Raw genomic sequence first — 26,283 nt, 5'->3', positions numbered from 1 at the left:
CCTTCACCGCTCCGGGTAGTTTTGGCGTTCCGTAACACGCGCCGCATCGCGTGCCCAGAACTCAGGAGGGTGGATCCGTGACGACCGATCTGTCGCAGATCGTGAAGGCGTACGACGTCCGCGGAGTGGTCCCCGACCAGTGGGACGAGACGCTCGCCGAGCTCTTCGGGGCCGCCTTCGTACGGGTGACGGAGGCTGACGCGATCGTCATCGGCCACGACATGCGCCCCTCGTCGCCCGGCCTCTCGGACGCCTTCGCGCGCGGCGCCGCCCGCCTCGGCGCCGACGTCACCCTGATCGGCCTGTGCTCCACCGATCAGCTGTACTTCGCCTCCGGCAGCCTCGGCCTGCCCGGCGCGATGTTCACCGCCTCGCACAACCCGGCCCAGTACAACGGCATCAAGATGTGCCGCGCGGGCGCCGCCCCGGTCGGCCAGGACACCGGCCTGGCGCAGATCCGTGAGCTGGCGGAGGAGTGGTCGGGGACGGGCGCGCCGGAGGCCGCCGCGACCACGGGCACGATCACCCGTCAGGACACCCTGGCGGACTACGCCTCCTACCTGAGGTCCCTGGTCGACCTGACGACGATCCGCCCGCTCAAGGTGGTCGTCGACGCGGGCAACGGCATGGGCGGCCACACCGTCCCCACCGTCTTCGAGGGCCTGCCGCTGGACGTCGTGCCGATGTACTTCGAGCTGGACGGCACCTTCCCGAACCACGAGGCCAACCCGCTCGACCCGAAGAACATCGTCGACCTCCAGGCCCGCGTCCGGGCCGAGGGCGCCGACCTCGGCCTCGCCTTCGACGGCGACGCCGACCGCTGCTTCGTCGTCGACGAGCGCGGCGAGCCCGTCTCCCCGTCCGCGATCACCGCCCTCGTCGCGGCCCGCGAACTCGCGAAGACGCCCGGCGGAACGATCATCCACAACCTGATCACCTCCTGGTCGGTGCCCGAGGTCGTCCGCGAGCAGGGCGGCCAGCCCGTCCGCACCCGCGTCGGCCACTCCTTCATCAAGGAGGAGATGGCGAAGACCGGCGCGATCTTCGGCGGCGAGCACTCGGCGCACTACTACTTCAAGGACTTCTGGAACGCGGACACCGGCATGCTCGCCGCGCTCCACGTCCTCGCGGCCCTCGGCGGCCAGGACGGCACGCTGTCCGACCTGGTCTCCGTCTACGACCGGTACGCCGCCTCCGGCGAGATCAACTCCACGGTCGCCGACCAGGCCGCCAGCGCGGCCAAGGTGCGCGCGGCCTACGAGAGCGGGGACGTCACGCTCGACGACCTCGACGGCCTGACGGTCACGGCCGAGGACTGGTGGTTCAACCTCCGCGCCTCCAACACCGAGCCCCTCCTGCGCCTCAACGTCGAGGCCCGCGACGCCGCCACGATGGCCAAGATCCGCGACGAGGTCCTCGCGCTGGTCCGGTCGGCCGGCTGACCCCGCCACCCGCCGGGGAACGGGGCGCCCCCCGTTCCCCGGCGGTAGGCTGACCTGGCCCGTAGGGCAGTACCACCACCGTTTGTCCGAAGGGAAACCCCATGCCGCTCGAAGCCGGCCTCCTGGAGATCCTGGCCTGCCCCGCGTGCCACGCTCCGCTGAACGACCGCACGGCGGACGAGACCCCCGAACTCATCTGCACCGGCAAGGACTGCGGCCTCGCCTACCCGGTCCGGGACGACATCCCGGTCCTCCTGACCGACGAGGCCCGCCGCCCGGCGTAACGGGCCCGTACTCGCCGTCCGCCGCCGACGGCGAGCACCCCCACGGGAAGACCCGCACCTCTGTGTCCTCAGCGGCACGGGTGGTGCGGGTGAGAGCCACCAGGCCCGGCCGAAGGCCGGGCAACCACCCCGCACCCGCACCACCCCGCACCCGCCCGCAGGGCCCCGCACCCGCCCCGCACCCGCCCCGCAGGGCCCCGCGACGACGACGCGACCGGAGGCACCGCCCATGCTCGACGAGACCCTCCTCGACGCCCCGGACGACCTCGCCCTCGCCGACCGCCGCGGCCTCCTCCGAGGCGCCGCCGAGGCCGGTGCGAGGGTCCGGACCGCAGCCCGGCACGCCGCCGAGGCCGGCATCGCGGACCTCCGCCCGGAGGGCCGCCCCCGCGCCGTCCTCGTCGCGGGCCCCGGCACCGCCGCCGCCGGCGTCGCCGACCTGATCGGCGCCCTGGCCGGAGCCTCCGCCCCCGTCGTACGCCTCCAGCCGACCGGCGTCGCCCCCGCCGCCGGCGCCCTGCGGTGGGCCCTGCCCGGCTGGGCCGGCTCGGTGGACCTCCTGCTCCTACCGACGACGGACGGCTCCGAGCCGGGCCTCGCGCTCCTCGCGGAGCAGGCGTACCGCCGGGGGATCACGGTCGTCGCCGTCGCCCCGAAGGCCTCACCGCTCGCCGAGACCGTCAACGGCTCCCGCGGCCTGTTCGTGCCGATGGCCATCGCCCCGAACGAAGCCCCCGACGAGTACGCCGAGAACATCGCGGCCAGCCCCGGCGCCCTGTGGGCCCTGTTCACGCCGCTCCTCGTGCTCCTCGACCGGGTGGGCCTCCTCGAAGCACCGCCCGAGGCCCTGGAGAAGGTCGCGGACCGGCTGGACCGTACGGCCGAACGCTGCGGCCCGGCCATCGCCACGTACAACAACCCGGCCAAGACGCTCGCCGCCGAGCTGGCGGACTCGCTCCCGCTGATCTGGACGGAGGGCGCCGCCGCCGGACCGGCCGGCCGCCGGTTCGCGGCGGTCCTCGCGGAACTCGCGGGGCTCCCCGCACTCGCCGCCGAGCTGCCGGAGGCCCTGCCCGCGCACGGTGTCCTGCTCGCGGGCGACTTCGCGGCCGGCGCCGATCCGGACGACTTCTTCCGCGACCGGGTGGACGAGCCGCAGGCGCTCCGCGCCCGGGTCGTACTGCTCAGGGACCGCCCGTCCGACGGCCTCACGGCCGCGCACGCCGCCCGCGAACTGGCGCTCGGTCACGAGACCGCCATAAGCGAGCTGGAGCCGGAGGAGGGCGGCGACCTGGAGACCCTGGCGGAGCTGCTGGCCGTGACCGACTTCGCGGCCGTCTACCTGTCGCTGGCCACCCCGGGACGCACGGCCACCGACTGACGGCGCCCGGCCCGACCGCCGGGCCGCCCGCCGGCCCAGGCAGGGGCCCGCGCCCCTTCCGTACGCCACAGCCGACGGCCGCAGCCACAGCCGCGCGCAAGGTCACCACGCCGCACACCACCCCGGCCATCACCCCGCCCCCCACCCGTCACCCCACCGTCACCCGCCCCCTGTCACCTGTCTTCCGACACCCCTCACCATCCGTCACCACCCCGAGGAGCTGGCAGGCACCATGGACCGCCTCGTCAACACCGTCCGCCCCTACGCCTGGGGATCCACGACGGCCATCCCGGAGCTGCTCGGCATCGACCCGACCGGCGAGCCCCAGGCCGAGATGTGGATGGGCGCCCACCCCGGCGCCCCCTCCCGCACCGAGCGCGGCTCGCTGAACGAGCTGATCGACGCCGATCCCGTACGCGAGCTGGGGCAGCCCTCCCTGGACAAGTTCGGCCCGCGCCTCCCCTTCCTCCTGAAGGTGCTCGCCGCCGGCGCCCCGCTCTCCCTCCAGGCCCACCCGGACCTGGAGCAGGCACGGGCCGGGTACGCCGAGGAGGAGGCCGCCGGCATCCCGGTCGACGCCCCGCACCGCATGTACAAGGACGCCAACCACAAGCCCGAGCTGATCTGCGCGCTCACCCCGTTCGAGGGCCTGTGCGGCTTCCGCGCCCCCGTCGAGGCCGCCGACGTCCTCGCCGCGCTGGGCGTCGACTCGCTCAAGCCGTACGTCGACCTGCTCCACGCCCACCCCGAAGAGGCCGCGCTCCGCGAGGTCCTGACGGCACTGCTGACCGCCGACGCGGAGGAGATGGCGCACACCGTCGCGGAGGTGGCCGCCGCCGCCGACCGTCTCGGCGGCGCCCACACCCCGTACGCGACCCTCGCCCATCACTACCCGAGCGACCCCGGCGTCATCGCCGCCATGCTCCTCAACCCCGTCCGGCTCCAGCCCGGCGAGGCCCTCTACCTGGGCGCGGGCGTTCCGCACGCCTACCTCGACGGCCTCGGCGTCGAGATCATGGCCAACTCCGACAACGTGCTGCGCTGCGGGCTCACCCCCAAGCACGTCGACGTCCCCGAACTCCTGCGGGTGGTCCGCTTCGAGCCGGCCGACCCGGGCATCCTGCGCCCCGAGGCCTCCCCGAGCGGCGAGGAGGTCTACGACACCCCGATCGACGAGTTCCGGCTGTCCCGGTTCGTCCGGGCCGAGGGCGCGGCCCCGACCGAACTGACCGCCGCCACCCCGCAGATCCTGCTCGCCGTCGCGGGCCGCCCGAAGGCGGGCGAAGTGACCCTCGCCCCCGGCGAGTCCGTGTTCGTCCCGGCGGGCGAGCGCGTCGAACTCACCGGGACGGGGACGGTCTTCCGCGCCACGGTCGTGGCCTGATGCGACAATGACCGGCCGAACCGCGGCGACACTGCCGGTGCATCGACGAAGGGACCACGTACACCCATGAGCGCGTCAGGCGGAACCAAGGCGATCGTGGCGGCACTCGCCGCCAACCTGGCGATCGCGGTAGCCAAGTTCGTGGCGTTCCTCTTCAGTGGTTCGTCGTCGATGCTCGCGGAGAGCGTCCACTCGCTCGCCGACTCCGGCAACCAGGGCCTGCTGCTGCTCGGCGGCAAGAAGGCCAAGCGCGAGGCGACCCCCCAGCACCCCTTCGGCTACGGCCGCGAGCGGTACATCTACGCCTTCCTCGTCTCCATCGTCCTCTTCTCCGTCGGTGGCATGTTCGCCGTCTACGAGGGCTACACGAAGATCAAGGAGCCGCACGCGATCGAGGCCTGGTACTGGCCGGTCGGCGTCCTCGTCTTCGCGATCATCGCCGAGTCCTTCTCCTTCCGTACGGCCATCAAGGAGTCGAACCCGCTCCGCGGCGACCTCTCCTGGAAGGAGTTCGTCCGCCGCGCCAAGGCCCCCGAGCTGCCCGTCGTCCTCCTGGAGGACCTCGGCGCCCTCGTCGGTCTCGTCCTCGCCCTCGGAGGCGTCGGCCTCGCCCTGCTGACCGGCAACGGCGTCTGGGACGGCATCGGCACCCTCTGCATCGGCATCCTCCTCATCCTCATCGCGATCGTGCTGGCCGCCGAGACCAAGTCGCTGCTGCTGGGCGAGTCCGCCGGCATCGACGACGTCAGGAAGATCGAGGCCGCGGTCGTCGACGGCGACACCGTCACCCGCCTCATCCACATGCGCACGCTCCACCTCGGCCCCGAGGAACTCCTCGTCGCCGCCAAGATCGCCGTCCGGCACGACGACTCGGCCACCGAGGTCGCGAACGCCATCAACGCCGCCGAGGACCGCATCCGCGCCGCCGTCCCGATCGCCCGGGTCATCTACCTGGAGCCCGACATCTACAGCGAGAAGGCCGCCTCGGCCGGCGAGAACCCGGCCAAGGCCGAGGCCGAGACCCCGGACGGCACCGCCCACTGACCCCGTCCCGACGAGGCCCCCGCGACCCCACGGTCCCGGGGGCCTCGCTCGTATGGACGGGGCACCGGGAGCGCCCCGTCCACGGATGCGGACTGTGGCCCGCCGCATCGATCGGTGTAGATTCGTGACCAGCCAGACGTCGCTGCTGATGGCGGTCGGGCGGTCCTCACGGACCGGCCGAGGGAGAGAGGGCCTCCGACGACGGCACCGTGGAACATCCCGGGCATTCGTGTGCCCCGAGCCCTCCGTGGTGCCCCGGCGCCCATCGACCCTCGCCCCCGAACACACGAGGAGCAGCTCAGTCATGACGACTGCCACCCACCAGGACTTCAAGGTCGCGGACCTCTCCCTGGCCACCTTCGGCCGCAAGGAGATCACCCTCGCCGAGCACGAGATGCCCGGCCTGATGTCGATCCGCCGCGAGTACGCCGAGCAGCAGCCGCTCGCCGGCGCCCGCGTCACCGGCTCGCTGCACATGACCGTGCAGACCGCCGTCCTCATCGAGACCCTGGTCGCCCTCGGCGCCGAGGTCCGCTGGGCCTCCTGCAACATCTTCTCCACCCAGGACCACGCCGCCGCGGCCATCGCCGTCGGCCCGAACGGCACCCCGGAGAACCCGCAGGGCGTGCCGGTCTTCGCCTGGAAGGGCGAGACCCTGGAGGAGTACTGGTGGTGCACCGAGCAGGCCCTCACCTGGCCGAACACGCCCACCGGCGGCCCCAACATGATCCTCGACGACGGTGGTGACGCCACCCTCCTCGTCCACAAGGGCGTCGAGTTCGAGAAGGCCGGCTCGGCCCCGGACCCGGCCACCGCGGACAGCGAGGAGTACGGCTACATCCTCCGTCTCCTCAACCGCACCCTCGGCGAGAACCCGCAGAAGTGGACCCAGCTGGCGTCCGAGATCCGCGGCGTCACCGAGGAGACCACCACCGGCGTCCACCGTCTGTACGAGATGCAGCAGGCCGGCTCCCTCCTCTTCCCGGCGATCAACGTGAACGACGCCGTGACGAAGTCGAAGTTCGACAACAAGTACGGCTGCCGCCACTCCCTCATCGACGGCATCAACCGCGCCACCGACGTCCTCATCGGCGGCAAGACGGCCGTCGTCTGCGGCTACGGCGACGTCGGCAAGGGCTGCGCCGAGTCCCTCCGCGGCCAGGGCGCCCGCGTGATCGTCACCGAGATCGACCCGATCTGCGCGCTCCAGGCGGCGATGGACGGCTACCAGGTCGCCACCCTCGACGATGTCGTCGAGACGGCCGACATCTTCATCACCACCACGGGCAACAAGGACATCATCATGGCCGGGGACATGGCCAAGATGAAGCACCAGGCGATCGTCGGCAACATCGGCCACTTCGACAACGAGATCGACATGGCCGGCCTCGCCAAGGTCCCGGGCATCGTCAAGGACGAGGTCAAGCCGCAGGTCCACACCTGGAAGTTCCCCGACGGCAAGGTCCTGATCGTCCTCTCCGAGGGCCGTCTGCTGAACCTGGGCAACGCCACCGGCCACCCCTCCTTCGTCATGTCGAACTCCTTCGCGGACCAGACCCTGGCCCAGATCGAGCTCTACACGAAGCCGGAGGAGTACCCGACCGACGTCTACGTCCTGCCCAAGCACCTGGACGAGAAGGTCGCCCGCCTCCACCTGGACTCGCTCGGCGTCAAGCTGACGACCCTCCGCCCGGAGCAGGCCGCCTACATCGGCGTCCAGGTCGAAGGCCCCTTCAAGCCGGACCACTACCGCTACTGATGCCCCGGCCGGCGGCGCCCGCGCGCTGACGCGACACCGCCCCGGACACCCGTAGAGGATTCAGGCAGGCCCCCCGCACCCCCGTGCCGGGGGGCCTGCCCCGTCCAGCCCCCGCTACCTCTCCCGGAAGCGCCCCCTCCCGAGGACCGACCCATGCCCCGCGGCCGATATTCGCTCCATGACCCGCACGACCACACCCCCCTCGGTGAAGAACACTTCCACTGCGCGCCCGGCCCCTCCGGCTGGCGCTACGTCTCACAGATCACCACCCCCTCGGGCGATCACAAGGGCTCCGTCGACCTGGCCGTCGACGAACTCGGCCGCCCCATCCGCCTCGAACTCCACGCCGCCGGCTGGCAGGTCCGCGGCGCGGCCCTCGACGGCGTCACCTGGGTCCGCACGGACCCCACCGGAACCCACGCCACCGAAGGCAATGTGCGCGCCCACGCCTTCACCGGCACGTCCCCGGCATTCCTCGTCGCCCTGTCGCGACTCCTGCGTCTCACCCCCGATTCCCCCGAGACCCGTGTCAGGCTCGTCACCCTCACGGATCCGGTGCTCGCCCCCCTCACGGTCGACCAGTCCTGGGCCCTGCTGAGAAGTGAAGCGCACGCCACTGACAACGGCCCCCTGGTCGTGGACGAGTACCAGGTCAGCGCCCTGGACACAGGCGAGCGGCACACCGTCCACATCGCCGGCGACGTGGTCCTCGCGGCCCCCGGCATCGAACTCGAAGCCCTGGAGACCCCGCCCTCGGTCTTCCCCTGACGATCAGGCGGGCGGAGCGAACCCGGTGGCGGACCCCCCGGCGACCGGGGGAGCGACGGCCGGAGGAAGAACGGCGGGAGGAACAACCGCCGAAGCAACGGCCGGGGGAGCGACGGCCGGAGGCAGAACCGCAGCAGGAGCGGCGGTCGCCACCGCCGAACCGCTGAACACCCGCCGGGCCTCCCGTGCCTGCCGCTCGGCCACGATCCCCGCCAAGTAGGCGTCGGCCGGAACCCCCGGCGGCGGAGGCGTACCGGTCAGCGTCACCAGCTCGTCGGCCAGCCGCTCCGCGAGCCTCCGCCCCACGGCCGGATCCAGCTCGCGGGCCCGCGTGAGGTACTGCCGGATCTCCAGCCACACCCCTTCGGGGACCGCCGAGAGGTCGAGCCCGGCGAACCGCCCCACCAGCCAAGGCGGCGGCGGAGGCACGAAAGCGCTCCGGGCCGCAGGTATCCGCTCACGCACGACGAGCGTCCCCGCGAAGACGTCCCCGAGCCGCCGCCCCCGCTCCGACACCAGCGAGGCGATACAGGCGACGACCCCGAAGGTCATCAGGATCTCCACGACCCCCATCGCGCCGCGCACGAGCGCGTGCCGGAACCGGATCGGCCCGCCGTCGTCCCGCACCACGCGCAGCCCGAGGGCCATCTTCCCCAGCGACCGCCCGTGCGACAGCGTCTCCACCGCGATCGGCGCCCCCACCAGGATCAGCAGGAAGGACGCGACGGACACCGCCATCACCGCCGCCTCGTCGAGGGAGGCGGTGGCGACCGCGAGCCCGAACGTGATCAGCAGATACGCGGCCCACACCACCACCAGGTCGATGAGCACCGCCAGCGCCCGGCTCGGCAGCCGCGCGGGCTGCAACCCCAGTACGACGGCGTCTCCCGTCACCAGCCCACTCACGGCGCCCACCCTTCTCCGGCCTTCCCGACCCCACAGAACGCCAGTCTGCCAAGCTGACCCGCAGCGCGCCGCAGTAGTACGGACCCGTCCGCAGCCGATGCCTGGAGCAGCAGCCGATCATGGACCTCGACGTCTACGTCACCGCCCACCGCGCCGAGTGGGAACGCCTCGACCAGCTCGTGCGCCGGGGCGGGAAGCTCACCGGAGCCGAGGCCGACGAACTCGTCGCCCTGTACCAGCGCACGGCCACGCACCTGTCGATCGTCCAGTCCAGCGCTCCGGACCCCGTGCTCACGGCCCGGCTCACCCAGCTCGTCGCCCGCGCCCGCGCCACCGTCACCGGCACGCGCCGGGCCTCCTGGCGCGACGCGGCCCGCTTCCTCACGGCGGGGTTCCCGGCCGCGGTCTACCGCTCCCGCCACTGGTGGATCCACACCGCCGTCCTCTCCACCCTGCTCGCCGTCCTGATCGGCTGGTGGATCGGTACGCACCCGGAGGTCCAGGCGGCGATCGGCGCGCCCACCGACCTCCGCGAGATGACCCGTCCCGGTGGGCAGTACGAGACGTACTACTCCAGCCACCCGGCGGCGTCCTTCGCCGCCCAGGTCTGGACGAACAACGCCAGGGCCGCCGCCATGTGCCTGGTCCTGGGCGCCTTCCTGGGCATCCCGGTCCTCTGGATCCTCTTCATGAACATGCTGAGCGTCGGCGTCGGCATCGGCCTGATGTCCTCGGCGGGCCGGCTCGACGTCTTCCTGGGCCTGATCCTCCCGCACGGCCTGCTCGAACTGACGGCCGTCTTCGTGGCGGCCGGTACGGGCCTCCGCCTCGGCTGGACCGTCATCGAACCGGGCCCCACCACGCGTCGCGCCGCCCTCGCGGAACGCGGACGTGCCGCCGTCGGCATGGCGATCGGCCTGGCCCTGGTCCTCTTCGTCTCGGGCCTGATCGAAGGCTTCGTGACCCCGTCCGGCCTGCCCACCTGGGCCCGCATCACCATCGGCATCGCCGCTGAGCTGGCCTTCCTCGCCTACGTGTACGTCCTCGGTGGCCGCGCCGCCCGTGCCGGCGACCAGGGCGACCTGGAGGAGCCCGACCGCAGCGCCGAGCGACCCACCGCCGCCTGATGTGCGTACGACCCCCCTGACCTGCTAGTGTCCTCCGGTGCCCACAAAAACCGTTGACATGGTGGCCGTGGGGAGGTAGATTTGAACGGTTGCCTGGAACTGGACAGTTCGGCAGCGATCTAGTAAAGTCTCACTCACTCCGGTCGGGAATTGAATTCCACGGAGTCACCCCGATTCCAATCCGAATCACGAAAGCCACCGATTAGGTCGGCCGAAATGATTCTGATAAAGTCGGAACCGCCGGAAGGGCCCGGAGCGAAAGCAAAAGGGACCGGAAAGCACCGAGGAAATCGGATCGGAAAGATCTGATAGAGTCGGAAACGAAGGAAGCGCCGGAGGAAAGCCCGAGAGGGTGAGTACAAAGGAAGCGTCCGTTCCTTGAGAACTCAACAGCGTGCCAAAAATCAACGCCAGATTAGTTGATACCCCGTCCATCTTCGGATGGCAGGGTTCCTTTGAAAGTCCTGCCGGCCCTCGTGGTCAGCAGGCAACATACACAGCGAGGACGCTGTGGACAGTCGGCCCTATTCCGGCCTGACTGTCCCGCTCAACGCGAGTGTGACCCGATTACGGGTAAACATTCACGGAGAGTTTGATCCTGGCTCAGGACGAACGCTGGCGGCGTGCTTAACACATGCAAGTCGAACGATGAAGCCCTTCGGGGTGGATTAGTGGCGAACGGGTGAGTAACACGTGGGCAATCTGCCCTTCACTCTGGGACAAGCCCTGGAAACGGGGTCTAATACCGGATAACACCGGCTCCTGCATGGGAGCTGGTTAAAAGCTCCGGCGGTGAAGGATGAGCCCGCGGCCTATCAGCTTGTTGGTGGGGTAATGGCCTACCAAGGCGACGACGGGTAGCCGGCCTGAGAGGGCGACCGGCCACACTGGGACTGAGACACGGCCCAGACTCCTACGGGAGGCAGCAGTGGGGAATATTGCACAATGGGCGAAAGCCTGATGCAGCGACGCCGCGTGAGGGATGACGGCCTTCGGGTTGTAAACCTCTTTCAGCAGGGAAGAAGCGAAAGTGACGGTACCTGCAGAAGAAGCGCCGGCTAACTACGTGCCAGCAGCCGCGGTAATACGTAGGGCGCAAGCGTTGTCCGGAATTATTGGGCGTAAAGAGCTCGTAGGCGGCTTGTCACGTCGGGTGTGAAAGCCCGGGGCTTAACCCCGGGTCTGCATCCGATACGGGCAGGCTAGAGTGTGGTAGGGGAGATCGGAATTCCTGGTGTAGCGGTGAAATGCGCAGATATCAGGAGGAACACCGGTGGCGAAGGCGGATCTCTGGGCCATTACTGACGCTGAGGAGCGAAAGCGTGGGGAGCGAACAGGATTAGATACCCTGGTAGTCCACGCCGTAAACGTTGGGAACTAGGTGTTGGCGACATTCCACGTCGTCGGTGCCGCAGCTAACGCATTAAGTTCCCCGCCTGGGGAGTACGGCCGCAAGGCTAAAACTCAAAGGAATTGACGGGGGCCCGCACAAGCAGCGGAGCATGTGGCTTAATTCGACGCAACGCGAAGAACCTTACCAAGGCTTGACATATACCGGAAAGCATTAGAGATAGTGCCCCCCTTGTGGTCGGTATACAGGTGGTGCATGGCTGTCGTCAGCTCGTGTCGTGAGATGTTGGGTTAAGTCCCGCAACGAGCGCAACCCTTGTCCTGTGTTGCCAGCATGCCCTTCGGGGTGATGGGGACTCACAGGAGACCGCCGGGGTCAACTCGGAGGAAGGTGGGGACGACGTCAAGTCATCATGCCCCTTATGTCTTGGGCTGCACACGTGCTACAATGGCCGGTACAAAGAGCTGCGATGCCGCGAGGCGGAGCGAATCTCAAAAAGCCGGTCTCAGTTCGGATTGGGGTCTGCAACTCGACCCCATGAAGTCGGAGTTGCTAGTAATCGCAGATCAGCATTGCTGCGGTGAATACGTTCCCGGGCCTTGTACACACCGCCCGTCACGTCACGAAAGTCGGTAACACCCGAAGCCGGTGGCCCAACCCCTTGTGGGAGGGAGCTGTCGAAGGTGGGACTGGCGATTGGGACGAAGTCGTAACAAGGTAGCCGTACCGGAAGGTGCGGCTGGATCACCTCCTTTCTAAGGAGCACAGTACCGATTGCAGACAAACGTTCTGCACGGTCAGCTCATGGGTGGAACGTTGATTAGTTGGCGTGAGTGAACCTGATGGTTCTTCGAGTACTGCTTCGGCGTGGAAAGAAGAAGACGGACGGTGGCTCACGCTTGGCACGTTGTTGGGTATCTGAGGGTACGGCCGTAAGGTTTGTATCTTCGCGATGCCGGCCCCAGTGAACTCATCTGCTTGTCGGGTGGGGTGATGGGTGGCTGGTCGTTGCTTGAGAACTACACAGTGGACGCGAGCATCTGTGGCCAAGTTTTTAAGGGCGCACGGTGGATGCCTTGGCACCAGGAACCGATGAAGGACGTGGGAGGCCACGATAGTCCCCGGGGAGCCGTCAACCAGGCTTTGATCCGGGGTTTCCGAATGGGGAAACCCGGCAGTCGTCATGGGCTGTCACCCATGCCTGAACACATAGGGCATGTGGAGGGAACGAGGGGAAGTGAAACATCTCAGTACCCTCAGGAAGAGAAAACAACCGTGATTCCGGGAGTAGTGGCGAGCGAAACCGGATGAGGCCAAACCGTATGCGTGTGATACCCGGCAGGGGTTGCGCATGCGGGGTTGTGGGATCTCTCTTTCACAGTCTGCCGGCTGTGAGACGAGTCAGAAACCGTTGATGTAGGCGAAGGACATGCGAAAGGTCCGGCGTAGAGGGTAAGACCCCCGTAGCTGAAACATTAACGGCTCGTTTGAGAGACACCCAAGTAGCACGGGGCCCGAGAAATCCCGTGTGAATCTGGCGGGACCACCCGCTAAGCCTAAATATTCCCTGGTGACCGATAGCGGATAGTACCGTGAGGGAATGGTGAAAAGTACCGCGGGAGCGGAGTGAAATAGTACCTGAAACCGTGTGCCTACAAGCCGTGGGAGCGTCGCTCATTGAGTTTACTCAATGGGTCGTGACTGCGTGCCTTTTGAAGAATGAGCCTGCGAGTTTGCGGTGCGTTGCGAGGTTAACCCGTGTGGGGAAGCCGTAGCGAAAGCGAGTCCGAACAGGGCGATTCAGTAGCGCGCTCAAGACCCGAAGCGGAGTGATCTAGCCATGGGCAGGTTGAAGCGGAGGTAAGACTTCGTGGAGGACCGAACCCACCAGGGTTGAAAACCTGGGGGATGACCTGTGGTTAGGGGTGAAAGGCCAATCAAACTCCGTGATAGCTGGTTCTCCCCGAAATGCATTTAGGTGCAGCGTCGTGTGTTTCTTGCCGGAGGTAGAGCACTGGATAGGCGATGGGCCCTACCGGGTTACTGACCTTAGCCAAACTCCGAATGCCGGTAAGTGAGAGCACGGCAGTGAGACTGTGGGGGATAAGCTCCATGGTCGAGAGGGAAACAGCCCAGAGCATCGACTAAGGCCCCTAAGCGTACGCTAAGTGGGAAAGGATGTGGAGTCGCAGAGACAACCAGGAGGTTGGCTTAGAAGCAGCCACCCTTGAAAGAGTGCGTAATAGCTCACTGGTCAAGTGATTCCGCGCCGACAATGTAGCGGGGCTCAAGCGTACCGCCGAAGTCGTGTCATTGCAGCATGAGCCCCAACGGGCGCTGTGATGGGTAGGGGAGCGTCGTGTGCCGGGTGAAGCAGCCGCGGAAGCGAGTTGTGGACGGTTCACGAGTGAGAATGCAGGCATGAGTAGCGATACACACGTGAGAAACGTGTGCGCCGATTGACTAAGGGTTCCTGGGTCAAGCTGATCTGCCCAGGGTAAGTCGGGACCTAAGGCGAGGCCGACAGGCGTAGTCGATGGACAACCGGTTGATATTCCGGTACCCGCTTTGAAACGCCCAGTATCGAATCCATTAATGCTAAGGCCGTGAAGCCGTTCCGGACCCTTCGGGGAAAGGAAAGTGGTGGAGCCGCTGATCCAAGGTGGTAGTAGGTAAGCGATGGGGTGACGCAGGAAGGTAGTCCAGCCCGGGCGGTGGTAGTCCCGGGGTAAGGGTGTAGGGCGTTGTCCAGGTAAATCCGGACAGCACATAGCCTGAGACCTGATGCCGAGCCGATTGTGGTGAAGTGGATGATCCTATGCTGTCGAGAAAAGCCTCTAGCGAGTTTCATGGCGGCCCGTACCCTAAACCGACTCAGGTGGTCAGGTAGAGAATACCGAGGCGTTCGGGTGAACTATGGTTAAGGAACTCGGCAAAATGCCCCCGTAACTTCGGGAGAAGGGGGGCCACGTCTGGTGATGAGTCTTGCACTCTGAGCTGGGGGTGGCCGCAGAGACCAGCGAGAAGCGACTGTTTACTAAAAACACAGGTCCGTGCGAAGCCGTAAGGCGATGTATACGGACTGACGCCTGCCCGGTGCTGGAACGTTAAGGGGACCGGTTAGTCACATTTCGGTGTGGCGAAGCTGAGAACTTAAGCGCCAGTAAACGGCGGTGGTAACTATAACCATCCTAAGGTAGCGAAATTCCTTGTCGGGTAAGTTCCGACCTGCACGAATGGCGTAACGACTTCTCGACTGTCTCAACCATAGGCCCGGTGAAATTGCACTACGAGTAAAGATGCTCGTTTCGCGCAGCAGGACGGAAAGACCCCGGGACCTTTACTACAGTTTGATATTGGTGTTCGGTTCGGCTTGTGTAGGATAGGTGGGAGACTTTGAAGCAGCCACGCCAGTGGTTGTGGAGTCGCCGTTGAAATACCACTCTGGTCGTGCTGGATGTCTAACCTCGGTCCGTGATCCGGATCAGGGACAGTGTCTGATGGGTAGTTTAACTGGGGCGGTTGCCTCCCAAAGAGTAACGGAGGCGCCCAAAGGTTCCCTCAGCCTGGTTGGCAATCAGGTGTTGAGTGTAAGTGCACAAGGGAGCTTGACTGTGAGACCGACGGGTCGAGCAGGGACGAAAGTCGGGACTAGTGATCCGGCGGTGGCTTGTGGAAGCGCCGTCGCTCAACGGATAAAAGGTACCCCGGGGATAACAGGCTGATCTTCCCCAAGAGTCCATATCGACGGGATGGTTTGGCACCTCGATGTCGGCTCGTCGCATCCTGGGGCTGGAGTCGGTCCCAAGGGTTGGGCTGTTCGCCCATTAAAGCGGTACGCGAGCTGGGTTTAGAACGTCGTGAGACAGTTCGGTCCCTATCCGCTGCGCGCGTAGGAATATTGAGAAGGGCTGTCCCTAGTACGAGAGGACCGGGACGGACGAACCTCTGGTGTGCCAGTTGTCCTGCCAAGGGCATGGCTGGTTGGCTACGTTCGGGAGGGATAACCGCTGAAAGCATCTAAGCGGGAAGCCTGCTTCGAGATGAGTATTCCCACCTCCTTGAGAGGGTAAGGCTCCCAGTAGACGACTGGGTTGATAGGCCGGATGTGGAAGCCCAGTAATGGGTGGAGCTGACCGGTACTAATAGGCCGAGGGCTTGTCCTCAGTTGCTCGCGTCCACTGTGTTAGTTCTGAAGTAACGAACTGTGCCGATATCCGGTTGGTTAACTTCATAGAGTTTCGGTGGTCATAGCGTTAGGGAAACGCCCGGTTACATTCCGAACCCGGAAGCTAAGCCTTTCAGCGCCGATGGTACTGCAGGGGGGACCCTGTGGGAGAGTAGGACGCCGCCGAACAATCATTGTGGGAAAGCCCCGCACCTTATGGTGCGGGGCTTTTCTGCGTTTACGGGCCGGAACCCCATCGGAGCTCGAAGTGATGTCGGGGCCGCCGATGGTCAGAGGCGGCCGGCGGCCTTCAGGGCGAGATAGGCGTCCGCCAGGGCCGGGGCCAGGGTGTCGGGGGTGGCGTCGACGACCGTGACGCCGTGGCGCTGGAGCTGTTCCGCCGTACGGGAGCGCTGGGACTGGGTCTGGGTGGCGGCAGCGGCTTCGTAGACGCCTTCGATGGTGCCGCGGGTCGCGGCCATGCGGGCGACGTGGGGATCGGCGACGGAGGCCACCACGACCGTGTGGCGCCGGGTCAGCTGCGGCAGGACCGGGAGGAGGCCTTCCTCGATCGGTGCGGCGTCGAGGCTCGTCAGGAGGACGATCAGCGAGCGGCGCGGAGCGCGGGCGAGGGCGGTCGCGGCCAGGCCGCGGGCGTCGGTCTCCACCAGCTCGGGTTCGAGCGTGGCGAGGGCGTTGACCACGGCGGGCAGCACATCGCCGGCGGAGCGGCCCTGGACGTGGGCGCGGAGACGACGGTCGTAGGCCAGAAGATCCACGCGGTCGCCGGCGCGGGAGGCCAGCGCGGTGAGGAGGAGGGCCGCGTCCATGGAGGCGTCCAGGCGGGGGACGTCGCCGACCCGGCCCGCCGAGGTACGGCCGGTGTCGAGGACGACGAGGATGTGACGGTCGCGCTCAGGGCGCCAGGTGCGGACGGCGACCGTGCTCTGGCGGGCCGTGGCACGCCAGTCGATCGAGCGGGTGTCGTCGCCGGGGACGTACTCGCGGAGACTGTCGAACTCCGTGCCCTCACCACGCGTCAGAACACTGGTGCGGCCGTCGAGTTCACGGAGCCGGGCCAGGCGGGACGGCAGGTGCTTGCGGCTGGTGAACGGTGGCAGCACGCGGACCGTCCAAGGGACCTCGTGGTTGCCCTGGCGGGCCGCGAGGCCGAGGGGGCCGTACGAGCGGACCGTGATCCGTTCCGCGTGACGGTCGCCGCGGCGGGTCGGGCGGAGAGCGGTGGTGAAGCGGCGGCGTTCGCCGGCGGGGACGGCCAGGCGTTGGCGCGAGGCGGCCTGCTCGGTGCCGGGCAGCCAACTGCTGGGCGGCCAGGCGTCGCGGAGCTGGGCGCGGAGGCGTCGGTTGGACGGGTTGGTGACCGTGAGGTGGACGTTCGCCGCGTCACCGAGTCGAACGGATGTATCACCACTTCGGGTGAATTGGAGCGTTCGTACTGGCGCGGCCAGGGCGTAGTCGCACAGAATTGCTAGGGAGAGGGGCGCGTTCACCGCCAGCATCCCCGCCCAGCTGGGGGCGAGGAAGCCGACGGGGAGCGATCCGAGAGCGGCGAGCAGCGCGGTTCGTCCGGTGAGGGCCATGGGGCGCCGTTCTCAGCGGGGGACGGGGACGTGGGCGAGGATCGAGTTGATGACGGAGTCGGGGGTGACTCCCTCCATCTCGGCCTCGGGCCGCAGGTGGATGCGATGACGCAGGGTGGGGAGAGCGAGGGCCTTCACATCGTCCGGGGTGACGTAGTCCCGGCCGGTGAGCCAGGCCCAGGCGCGGGCGGTGGAGAGCAGGGCGGTGGCACCTCGGGGAGAGACCCCGAGCGTGAGTGAGGGGGATTCACGCGTGGCACGACAGATATCGACGACATAGCCGGCGATCTCGGCGGAGACCGACACCTTGGCGACGGCTGCCCGGGCGGCTTCGAGTTCGGCGGGACCCGCGACGGGACGGACGCCGGCGGCCTTCAGGTCGCGGGGGTCGAAGCCCTCGGCGTGACGGGTGAGGACCTGGATCTCGTCCGCGCGTGACGGCAGAGGGACCGTCAGCTTGAGCAGGAACCGGTCCAGTTGGGCCTCGGGCAGGGGGTAGGTGCCCTCGTACTCGACGGGGTTCTGGGTCGCCGCGACCAGGAAGGGTTCGGGCAGGGCGCGCGGGGTGCCGTCGACCGTGACCTGGTGTTCCTCCATCGCCTCCAGGAGGGAGGACTGGGTCTTCGGGGGCGTGCGGTTGATCTCGTCGGCGAGCAGGAGATTGGTGAAGACCGGGCCCGGCTGGAAGGAGAACTCCGAGGTCCGGGTGTCGTAGACGAGGGACCCGGTGACGTCGCTCGGCATCAGGTCGGGGGTGAACTGGACGCGCTTGGTGTCGAGTTCGAGGGCGGCGGCGAGCGAACGGACCAGCAGGGTCTTGGCGACTCCGGGGACGCCTTCGAGGAGGACGTGACCCCGGCAGAGCAGGGCGACGACGAGACCGGTGACGGCGGGGTCCTGGCCGACCACGGCCTTCGCGATCTCGGTGCGCAGGGCCTCCAGGGAGGCGCGGGCGCTGTCCGAGTTCGTAGCGGTCTCGGAGGTCGGGGCGCTCATGAGGTGCGTACCTCTCTTTCGAGGGCGTCGAGTTGGTCCGCGAGGCGGATGAGAGCGGCGTCGTCGGCGGGAGCCGGGCCGAAGAGGAGGTCCCGCAGGTCCGCCGTGGTCTCGGGGAGACGGGCGGAAAGGGCGGGGAGGAGGCGCTCGGAGGAGTGGGCGTCCTGGACGGGGACGCCGAGGAGCGGGGCGATCCGGGTGCGGGTCGCGGTGCGCAGGACGGCGGCGGCGCGGTCACGGGCGTTCGACCTGCGGTAGAGGCGGGCGCGGCCCTCGGTGGCTTCGGAGGCGCGGAGGGCGACGGGGAGGCGTTCGGTCACCAGGGGGCCGAGGCGGCGGCCGCGCCAGATGGCGGCGAGCAGGGCGGCGAGGGCGAGTTGGAGGGTGGCCCACAGCCAGCCGGAAGGGATGAGGTCGAGGAAGTCGCCCGTGGAGCCGGCGTCGGATGCGTCGGCGGTGGCATCGGAGAGCGAGGGGAGGTACCAGACGAGATGCGGCCGGGAACCGAGGAGTTGCAGGGCGAGCGAGGCGTTGCCCTGCTGGTCGAGACGGGTGTTGTGGAGGATGTCGGGCGAGCCGAGGAGGACGGTGTCGGTGGTGCCGGTGCCGGGGAGGCGGACCAGGGTCGGCAGGCCGTCGGAGGGGTAGCAGGAGTCGGCGGTGGTGCCGGGGTCGACGAGGTAGCGCTCGCCGCCGAGGTCGACGCCGCCGGCGCGGGTGGCGGCCGGCAGGGCGCAGGAGGGGTCGCGGTTCTCCACTGTGGTGCTGGTGGCGCTGGAGACGTCCGGGGCCAGCGTGGGAAGGGAGGGGGCGCCGGCGCCGATGAGGACGGTGCGGCCGGCGGAGTCCGTGATGAGCCCGCGCAGGGTGGACTGTTGATCGCCCGTCAGCAGGTCGGGGGTGGTGACCAGGAGCGTCGCATCGGTGCCGGTCGCGGCGGTGGCCTCGTCGAGCGTGGTGACCAGGGTGATCGTGACGCCATGGGCCTTGAGGAGTTCGGCGACGGCCCGGCTGCCGTGGGGGTCGGCGGAGCGGGGGTCGAGGGCGCCGTGGGAGCCGGTGGACCGTACCGTCGCGAGCGCGAGGCCCCCGATGAGGACCAGGGCGATGACGAGGACCGTGCCGCGTGCCCGGGTCCAGAGCCGGCGGGGGGTGGCGGCGGTGGAGGTGGCGCTGGTGACCGGGCGGCTCATGCGGGCGCCCTCGTGGAGACGGTGTCGAGGGTGGGCCGGGTCCGCTCCAGGGCGGTGTCCAGGGCCTCGACGCGGCGGTACGCGGGCTCGTCGGCGGTGCGGCCGCCATATGTGACGTCGTCGAAGGCTCGGACCGCGAGGCGCAGGTCGTCGGCGTGGGAGGGCAGCGAGCGGCTCGCCTCGGCTGCGGCTTCGTCGGCGGTGCGGCCGGGCCGGGGGTCGAGCAGGGCGCGTTCTTCCAGGGAGCGGACGATGGCCCGCATTCGTTCCTGGACGGCCTGGTTCCAGCGGCCGGCGGTGGCGTGCCGGGCGGCGGCCTCGCGGTGCTCGCGGGCGGTGCGGGGGCCGGCCGCGAAGAGGGAGTCGCCGGTGGTGCCGGGTGTCCGGTGCGGGGTGCCGAGCCGCCACCAGAGGGCGGCGGCGACGGCGGCCACGAGGAGGACGACCACGACGAGGCCGAGGACGCCGCCGGGGGAGGCCCCCGAAGCGGAGCCGAAGAGGTCGCCGAGCCACTCCCAGAAGCGGTCGAGGCCGCGCTGGAGGAGGTTCGGGTCGTTCTCGTGGTACATCGGCTTCGACAGCTCCCGCTCCGCCGCCTCGCGGGCGGGGAGCCGGGAGATGTCCACCGGTACGTCGCCTTCGGCGCGGAGCCGCGCCAGTGCCGTGGTCGTTCCCCCCGTGACCGTCACGGCATCAGCCTCCGACGGTCTCGGTGCCCGGTGTGGGGCCGTAGCCGGGGAGACCCGCGGCCCGTGCCAGTTCGAGGTCCAGGGCTTCGCGGCGGATGCGCTGGTCGACGTAGAGGAGGACCGTCACACCGGCCGAGATCGGGTAGGTGATCGCGCTGGTGATCACTCCGCCGATGCCCGTGACGATCAGGAACGGCCAGCCGAAGCCGGTGGAGGTGCCCTCGATCAGGCCGGAGAGGCCTTCGCCGTCGGCCGCGATGCCGATGATCATGAACGGGATCGCGACGAGCATCGCGAAGACGAAGACCAGCAGCTGGGTGAGGACGGTGATGCCGAAGATCCGCCACCACGAGCCCTGCACCAGCTTCGCGGAACGCTTCAGGGACGCGAACACGCCCTGGCGCTCCAGCATCAGGGCGGGAGAGGCGAGGCTGTAGCGGATCATCAGCCAGAGGGTGGCCGCGATGCCGCCGAGACCGCCGAGGAGGGCCAGGGCGACGCCTGCGGCGCCGCCGATGAGCACTCCGGGGAGCAGGGCGACGGTGACGACGGCCGTGCTCAGTGCCGCCAGCAGCAGGGTCAGGCCGACGAGCTGGAGGAGGCGGGGGCGGGCCTCCTGCCAGGCGGAGCCCAGCGAGACCGGACGGCCGAGCACGGCACGGCTGATGACCATGGTCAGCAGGGCCGCGCTCACCACGGATGCCATCAGCGTGACGAGCAGGGACGGGCCCATGCCGATCAGAGAGGACTGGACGGCGTCGAGGGACTGTTCGAGGGCCTCGACGGGGGTGACGTCCGGGCTCGTCGCCGGGGTCTGGGGGACGAGGTAGCGCTGGGCCAGGGTGTTCGCGGTCTGGGAGATCAGCGCGACCGTGACGGTGATCGTCAGTACCGTCCGCCAGTAGGCGCGGAGGGTCTTCGCCGCGCCGTCGAGGATCTCGCCCACGCCCAGCGGGCGCAGCGGGATCACACCGGGCTTGGCGGCCGGAGGCCTGCCCCAGTGGATGTTCGGGGGCGGGGCGCCCCAGCCGGGACCCTGTGCGGGGGGCGGCGTCTGGCCGGTCGGCGGGGACCACTGGCCGGCGGGCGGCTGGTCCTTGGACCACTGAGGGGCGGAGCCGTTCGCGTCGGCCGGAGTGGTGGGCCGGGGAATCCCGGAGCCGTCCTGGCCGTCGGAGGGGGCGGATCCGGGCGAGGTCCAGCCCGGAGTGTCGTTCACGGTCGTCCACCTCGGAGGAATGGTCGCGGTGCCGGATCGGCGAACCGGCTCGGTCACGGCGGCCGACACCTGGGACGGCGGCGGGCCGGGTGCCATCGTGCCACGCGGGGACCGCCCGTGGGCGGGACCGGCCTCGGCGGTCGTACCTTTGTCCGGACCTTCATCGTGCGAGCGGTCGGGGGCATATTGTGCGGATGCCCGATCAGGACGCACGAACCGTGCGGTGGCGGGCCGAGCGGGCTCCGGTCTACAAGATCGCGACCCGGGCTGGGGGAGGCGCTGTGGGGCAGGTCACGGCAGGTAACGATTGGCTAATGGGATGATGTCGATATGAAGGGACGCGTTCTTGTCGTCGACGACGACACCGCACTGGCCGAGATGCTCGGCATCGTGCTGCGGGGTGAAGGGTTCGAGCCGTCGTTCGTCGCGGACGGTGACAAGGCGCTTGCCGCATTCCGGGAGGCCAAGCCTGACCTGGTGCTGCTCGACCTGATGCTGCCGGGGAGGGACGGCATCGAGGTGTGCCGCCTCATCCGGGCGGAGTCGGGTGTGCCGATCGTCATGCTCACGGCCAAGAGCGACACGGTCGACGTGGTCGTGGGTCTGGAGTCCGGGGCCGACGACTACATCGTCAAGCCGTTCAAGCCGAAGGAGCTAGTCGCCCGTATCCGGGCACGGCTGCGGAGGTCCGAGGAGCCGGCGCCGGAGCAGCTCACCATCGGTGACCTGGTCATCGACGTGGCCGGGCACTCCGTGAAGCGGGACGGGCAGTCCATCGCCCTGACCCCGCTGGAGTTCGACCTGCTCGTCGCGCTGGCGCGCAAGCCGTGGCAGGTCTTCACCCGTGAGGTCCTGCTGGAGCAGGTCTGGGGATACCGGCACGCGGCCGACACCCGGCTGGTGAACGTGCACGTCCAGCGGCTGCGCTCGAAGGTCGAGAAGGACCCCGAGCGCCCGGAGATCGTGGTGACCGTCCGAGGCGTCGGTTACAAGGCGGGACCGAGCTGACATGAGCGAAGGCAGTACTGCTCCGAAGCCCGGGGACCCGGGGGACCGTGCGGGGCGGGCTGCCGGACCGGGGCGGGGGGGCTCGCGTTCCGGCCGTCTGCCGCGTGGCGGACGGCTGCTCCAGGACGGGGCGCCCGGCGGGCCGGTCCTCCGGCTCTTCGCCCGATGGGTGCGGCGGCCGTTGCTGCCCGCCGTGCGGCTGTGGCGGCGGAACATCCAGCTGAGGATCGTCGCGGGCACCCTGCTGATGTCCCTCGGAGTGGTGCTGCTGCTCGGCCTCGTCGTCATCGGCCAGGTCCGCAACGGTCTCCTCGACGCCAAGGAGAGGGCCGCCCAGAGTCAGGCGGCCGGCGGGTTCTCGGCCGCCCAGGACCGGGCGGCCACCACGTCCTCGTCCCCCGGGCAGCAGGACGGGGTGCGGGCCGGTGCCTCGGTGAACTGGCGGTCCACGCTCGTCGAGCAGCTCGCCAGTGGTGGCCAGAGCGCGTTCAACGTGGTCGCGCTCTCCCTCGACACCGGTGACGCCGCGAGCCGTGGCGCCCGCGCGTCCGGCGAGGTCGACCCGACCACCAGCATCCCCGCCGAACTGCGGCACTCGGTGGCCCAGGGCACGGACACCTTCCAGCAGTTCAGCCGCATCCACTACACCAGCGGCAAGGCGTCCGACGCCGGGCTCGTGATCGGCAAGCGGCTGAACGACGCCGACGGCGACCAGTACGAGCTGTACTACCTCTTCCCGCTGACTCAGGAGGAGGACTCCCTCTCTTTGGTCAAGACCACCCTGGCGACCGCCGGGCTCTTCGTCGTCGTCCTGCTCGGCGCCATCGCCTGGCTCATGGTGCGCCAGGTCGTCACCCCCGTACGGATGGCCGCCGGGATCGCCGAGCGGCTTTCCGCCGGGCGCCTCCAGGAACGGATGAAGGTCACCGGCGAGGACGACATCGCCCGGCTCGGCGAGGCCTTCAACAAGATGGCCACCAACCTCCAGACGAAGATCCAGCAGCTGGAGGAGCTGTCGAGGATGCAGCGGCGGTTCGTCTCCGACGTCTCGCACGAGCTGCGCACCCCGCTGACCACGGTCCGGATGGCCGCCGACGTCATCCATGACGCCCGGGTCGACTTCGACCCCGTCACCGCCCGCTCCGCCGAACTCCTCGGCGACCAGCTCGACCGCTTCGAGTCGCTGCTCTCCGACCTCCTGGAGATCAGCCGCTTCGACGCGGGCGCGGCCGCCCTGGAGGCCGAGCCGATCGACCTGCGGCAGGTCGTGCGCCGGGTCATCGGCGGCGCCGAACCCCTCGCCGAACGCAAGGGCACCCGGATCGTCGTCGTCGGCGACAAGCAGCCGGTGGTGGCCGAGGCCGACGCACGCCGGGTCGAGCGGGTGCTGCGCAACCTCGTCGTCAACGCCGTGGAGCACGGTGAGGGCCGGGACGTGGTGGTGAAGCTGGCCGCCGCGGGAGGCGCCGTCGCCGTCGCGGTGCGCGACTACGGCGTGGGACTCAAGCCGGGCGAGGCGACCCGGGTGTTCAACCGCTTCTGGCGGGCCGACCCGGCCCGCGCGCGCACCACCGGAGGGACCGGGCTCGGGCTGTCGATCGCCGTCGAGGACGCGCGACTGCACGGCGGCTGGCTCCAGGCCTGGGGCGAGGCCGGCGGCGGTTCGCAGTTCCGGCTCACCCTGCCGCGCACCGCGGACGAGCCGCTGCGGGGCTCCCCGATACCGCTGGAGCCCGAGGACTCGCGGCGCAACCGCGAGCAGGCGGCCGCCGCCGGGCGGGCGCACGAGAGCGCGCGCCTGATGGCCGTACCGGCGCAGCCCGCCGGTGACCGGCCGCAGCTCCCCGTACCGCCGAGGCTGCCCGCCCCGCCGCGGGCGACCGTCGACCCGACGGCGCTGCCCGGCAGCGGCGCACGGGTCGTGGCACGTACCACGGCCGACGCGGACTGCGCCGGGAGCACGGCGGGGGCCGGAGCGGCGGCCGGGAGCACGGCGGGTGCCGGGGCCGGTCCGGGGGCGGCCGGGGGGAACGGTAGTGGGAACGCGGAGCGGGAGGACGGGACACGTGGGCGCTGACTCCCGGGAGGGGTTCGTGGGACGTGGGGGGCGGGCGCGGGTGGCGGTGCTCGCCGCGTGTGGCGGGCTTCTGGTGAGCGGGTGCGCGACCATGCCCGACAGCGGGGGCGTCCAGCCGGTGCGGGGCACCAACCAGGGGGACTCGCAGGTACGGGTCTACGCCGTCGCGCCCCGGGAGAACGCCGACCCGGACGAGATCGTCGACGGCTTCCTCGAAGCCATGACCAGCGACGACCCGGGCTTCTCCACCGCCCGCAAGTACCTCACGAAGAAGGCCGCAGGGAGCTGGAAGCCGGAGCAGAGCATCACCGTGCTCACCACCGCCCCCAACCGCGAGCAGGCCGACCGCAACGCCGACCCCGACAACCAGGGCCGGGCCTACCCCCTCTCCGGGCGCAAGATCGCGACCGTGGACGCCCGCCACGCCTACCAGCCGATCAGCCCCGCCGAGTACGTGCAGGCGATCCACGTCGTGCAGCAGCCCACCGGCAACGGCAAGGGCAAGGAATGGCGCATCGACAGCCTCCCGCCCGGTCTGGTGCTCGGTGAGGCCGACTTCCTGCGCAACTACCGGTCGGTCAACAAGTACTACTTCGCCTCGGGAGAGGACTGGGTCGTCGCAGACCCGGTCTACATCCGGCAGCGGCAGGACCCCGTCACCCGGATGGATCCGGTGACGCAGACGGTCAAGGCGCTCCTCGAAGGCCCGACGAACTGGCTGAAGCCGGCCGTCGACTCCAGTTTCCCTTCCGGCACGGAGCTGCGGAAGGGCGTCACCACGCTGACGACCGACGACCAGTCCACGCTGAAGGTGCCGCTCAACGTCAGGGCGGACCGGGTGGGCGGCGAGGTGTGCCGGCGGATGGCGGCGCAGCTGCTGTTCACGCTGCGCGACCTGACCTCCGTACGCGTCGAGCAGGTGGAGCTCCAGGGGTCGAAGGGCCCGCTGTGCCGGCTGGGCAAGGGGCAGGCCACGGAGTTCGCCGCCGTCCGGAACACGGACCAGGAGGAGAACCCGTACTTCGTCGACGAGCACGGCAAGCTGATGATGCTGGACGTCGCCGGCAAGCAGGCGGCGCTGCCCGCCGAGGTGCCGGGCCCGCTGGGCAAGGACACGGCGCAGCTCGGGTCGGTCGCCGTCGACCGGGGTGAGACCCGGGCCGCCGGGGTCGGTGCGGGCGGACGCGAGCTGTTCGTCTCCTCCATCACCACGGAGCAGGAGCCCTCGCCCTCGGTCCTCAGCAGCAAGGCCGCCAAGCCCGCCGACCGGCTGTCCGCGCCCAGCTGGGACGGGCGGGGCGATCTGTGGGTCGCCGACCGCGACCCCGCCGCGCCCCGGTTGTGGATGGTGCCCGACGGCACCGGCGACCCCGTCAGAGTGAATACGCCGTGGCTCGGGGACGACGCCAGGATCGAGTCGCTGCGGGTCTCCGCCGACGGGGTCCGGATCGCGCTCGTGGTCACCCGGGGCGAGCGCACCACCCTGCAGATCGGCCGGATCCAGCGGGAGACCACGGAGGCGGCGCCGGTCGTCTCGGTGCTCGACCTCCAGCCCGCCGCGCCCCGGATGGAGTCGGTCACGGCCGTCTCCTGGGCCGGGCCGAGCCGGCTCGTCGTCGTCGGCAGGGAGGCGGGCGGCGTCCAGCAGATCCGGTACCTCCAGACGGACGGCTCGACCTCGGCGACCTCGGTGCTCCCCGGGCTGAACGGGGCCAACTCGGTGGCCGCCCCGAACACGGACTCCGCGCCGCTGGTCGCCTACTCCGGCAACGACGGCATCGTCAGGCTCGCGCCCGGCGCGAACTGGCAGCCGCTGGTCAAGACGGGGCACTCGCCGGTCTACCCCGGGTAGCCCCAGGGCGCCCTACCTGACGTACTTCCCGGGC

Annotated in this window: 17 protein-coding genes and 3 rRNA genes; 14 read left to right on the top strand and 6 right to left on the bottom strand. The window is 69.4% G+C overall.

All coding sequences use genetic code 11. The annotated features are described in order from the left end of the window. Nucleotides 1–77: 77 nt before the first annotated feature. The 7 genes from V4Y03_RS12560 to V4Y03_RS12530 all read left to right on the top strand — a co-directional run bounded on the left by V4Y03_RS12560 (nucleotide 78) and on the right by V4Y03_RS12530 (nucleotide 8,062). Entirely contained in the window at nucleotides 78–1,442 is a 1,365-nt protein-coding gene (locus V4Y03_RS12560; protein ID WP_317877893.1) for a phosphomannomutase/phosphoglucomutase, read from the top strand. A 101-nt stretch (nucleotides 1,443–1,543) separates the two neighbouring features. Then, nucleotides 1,544–1,726, top strand: coding sequence for a Trm112 family protein (locus tag V4Y03_RS12555; protein WP_317877894.1), 183 nt, complete (start codon nucleotides 1,544–1,546; stop codon nucleotides 1,724–1,726). Nucleotides 1,727–1,955: 229 nt separating this feature from the next. Continuing rightward, nucleotides 1,956–3,107, top strand: a complete 1,152-nt coding sequence (locus V4Y03_RS12550) for an SIS domain-containing protein (RefSeq protein ID WP_332434971.1) — start codon at nucleotides 1,956–1,958, stop codon at nucleotides 3,105–3,107. 232 nt (nucleotides 3,108–3,339) lie between these two features. Next, nucleotides 3,340–4,491 carry a mannose-6-phosphate isomerase, class I gene (manA, locus tag V4Y03_RS12545; protein WP_317877651.1) on the top strand — a complete coding sequence of 384 codons (1,152 nt, stop codon included), beginning with the start codon at nucleotides 3,340–3,342 and terminating at the stop codon, nucleotides 4,489–4,491. A gap of 66 nt (nucleotides 4,492–4,557) precedes the next feature. Further along, nucleotides 4,558–5,535 (top strand): cation diffusion facilitator family transporter, encoded by a 978-nt coding sequence (locus V4Y03_RS12540; RefSeq protein ID WP_332434970.1) that lies wholly within the window; start codon nucleotides 4,558–4,560, stop codon nucleotides 5,533–5,535. Nucleotides 5,536–5,839: 304 nt separating this feature from the next. Next, nucleotides 5,840–7,294 carry an adenosylhomocysteinase gene (ahcY, locus tag V4Y03_RS12535; RefSeq protein WP_332434969.1) on the top strand — a complete coding sequence of 485 codons (1,455 nt, stop codon included), beginning with the start codon at nucleotides 5,840–5,842 and terminating at the stop codon, nucleotides 7,292–7,294. 153 nt (nucleotides 7,295–7,447) lie between these two features. After that, nucleotides 7,448–8,062, top strand: coding sequence for a hypothetical protein (locus V4Y03_RS12530; RefSeq protein ID WP_317877654.1), 615 nt, complete (start codon nucleotides 7,448–7,450; stop codon nucleotides 8,060–8,062). Between the two features lie 3 nt (nucleotides 8,063–8,065). Here the strand turns inward: V4Y03_RS12530 and V4Y03_RS12525 are convergent, their stop codons facing one another. Beyond that, nucleotides 8,066–8,968 carry an RDD family protein gene (locus V4Y03_RS12525; RefSeq protein WP_332434968.1) on the bottom strand — a complete coding sequence of 301 codons (903 nt, stop codon included), beginning with the start codon at nucleotides 8,966–8,968 and terminating at the stop codon, nucleotides 8,066–8,068. Nucleotides 8,969–9,087: 119 nt separating this feature from the next. Here V4Y03_RS12525 and V4Y03_RS12520 point away from each other — a divergent pair, with 119 nt between their 5' ends. The 4 genes from V4Y03_RS12520 (at nucleotide 9,088) to rrf (ending at nucleotide 15,803) form a co-directional block, all read left to right on the top strand. Further along, nucleotides 9,088–10,095 carry a stage II sporulation protein M gene (locus V4Y03_RS12520; protein ID WP_332434967.1) on the top strand — a complete coding sequence of 336 codons (1,008 nt, stop codon included), beginning with the start codon at nucleotides 9,088–9,090 and terminating at the stop codon, nucleotides 10,093–10,095. 580 nt (nucleotides 10,096–10,675) lie between these two features. Next, nucleotides 10,676–12,201: ribosomal RNA gene (locus V4Y03_RS12515) — 16S ribosomal RNA — on the top strand. A gap of 289 nt (nucleotides 12,202–12,490) precedes the next feature. Next, nucleotides 12,491–15,612: ribosomal RNA gene (locus V4Y03_RS12510) — 23S ribosomal RNA — on the top strand. A 74-nt stretch (nucleotides 15,613–15,686) separates the two neighbouring features. After that, nucleotides 15,687–15,803 (top strand): 5S ribosomal RNA (gene rrf / locus V4Y03_RS12505). The 16S, 23S and 5S rRNA genes sit together here, the layout of an rRNA operon. 101 nt (nucleotides 15,804–15,904) lie before the next feature. Here rrf and V4Y03_RS12500 read toward each other — a convergent pair. From V4Y03_RS12500 to V4Y03_RS12480, 5 genes are read right to left on the bottom strand one after another with little or no spacing between them, the layout of a single operon-like run. After that, entirely contained in the window at nucleotides 15,905–17,215 is a 1,311-nt protein-coding gene (locus V4Y03_RS12500) for a DUF58 domain-containing protein (RefSeq protein WP_332434966.1), read from the bottom strand. A gap of 12 nt (nucleotides 17,216–17,227) precedes the next feature. Beyond that, nucleotides 17,228–18,211 carry an AAA family ATPase gene (locus V4Y03_RS12495; RefSeq protein WP_332434965.1) on the bottom strand — a complete coding sequence of 328 codons (984 nt, stop codon included), beginning with the start codon at nucleotides 18,209–18,211 and terminating at the stop codon, nucleotides 17,228–17,230. Beyond that, complete coding sequence (locus tag V4Y03_RS12490; RefSeq protein WP_332434964.1) at nucleotides 18,208–19,404, bottom strand: DUF4350 domain-containing protein; 1,197 nt, start codon at nucleotides 19,402–19,404, stop codon at nucleotides 18,208–18,210. Before V4Y03_RS12490 ends, V4Y03_RS12495 begins: the two co-directional genes overlap by 4 nt. Further along, nucleotides 19,401–20,093, bottom strand: a complete 693-nt coding sequence (locus V4Y03_RS12485; protein WP_317877308.1) for a DUF4129 domain-containing protein — start codon at nucleotides 20,091–20,093, stop codon at nucleotides 19,401–19,403. The genes V4Y03_RS12490 and V4Y03_RS12485 overlap by 4 nt, the downstream gene beginning before the upstream one ends. A 4-nt stretch (nucleotides 20,094–20,097) precedes the next feature. Beyond that, nucleotides 20,098–21,312 (bottom strand): DUF7544 domain-containing protein, encoded by a 1,215-nt coding sequence (locus V4Y03_RS12480; protein ID WP_332434963.1) that lies wholly within the window; start codon nucleotides 21,310–21,312, stop codon nucleotides 20,098–20,100. 330 nt (nucleotides 21,313–21,642) lie between these two features. On the opposite strand from V4Y03_RS12480, the gene mtrA reads away from it, so the two are divergent. From mtrA to V4Y03_RS12465, 3 genes are read left to right on the top strand one after another with little or no spacing between them, the layout of a single operon-like run. Then, a complete protein-coding gene (gene mtrA / locus V4Y03_RS12475) occupies nucleotides 21,643–22,320 on the top strand; it encodes a two-component system response regulator MtrA (protein WP_010356958.1) in 678 nt (225 codons plus the stop codon). Between the two features lies 1 nt (nucleotide 22,321). Beyond that, a complete protein-coding gene (mtrB, locus tag V4Y03_RS12470) occupies nucleotides 22,322–24,397 on the top strand; it encodes an MtrAB system histidine kinase MtrB (protein ID WP_332434962.1) in 2,076 nt (691 codons plus the stop codon). Further along, nucleotides 24,387–26,249, top strand: coding sequence for an LpqB family beta-propeller domain-containing protein (locus V4Y03_RS12465; protein WP_443079778.1), 1,863 nt, complete (start codon nucleotides 24,387–24,389; stop codon nucleotides 26,247–26,249). Before mtrB ends, V4Y03_RS12465 begins: the two co-directional genes overlap by 11 nt. Nucleotides 26,250–26,283: the final 34 nt, after the last annotated feature.

Origin of the sequence: Streptomyces sp. P9-A4 (assembly GCF_036634195.1) — a bacterium.
Taxonomy (GTDB): Bacteria; Actinomycetota; Actinomycetes; order Streptomycetales; family Streptomycetaceae; genus Streptomyces.
The sequence above is the reverse complement of the archived record's forward strand: the minus strand, read 5'-3'. Positions and strand labels throughout refer to the sequence as shown.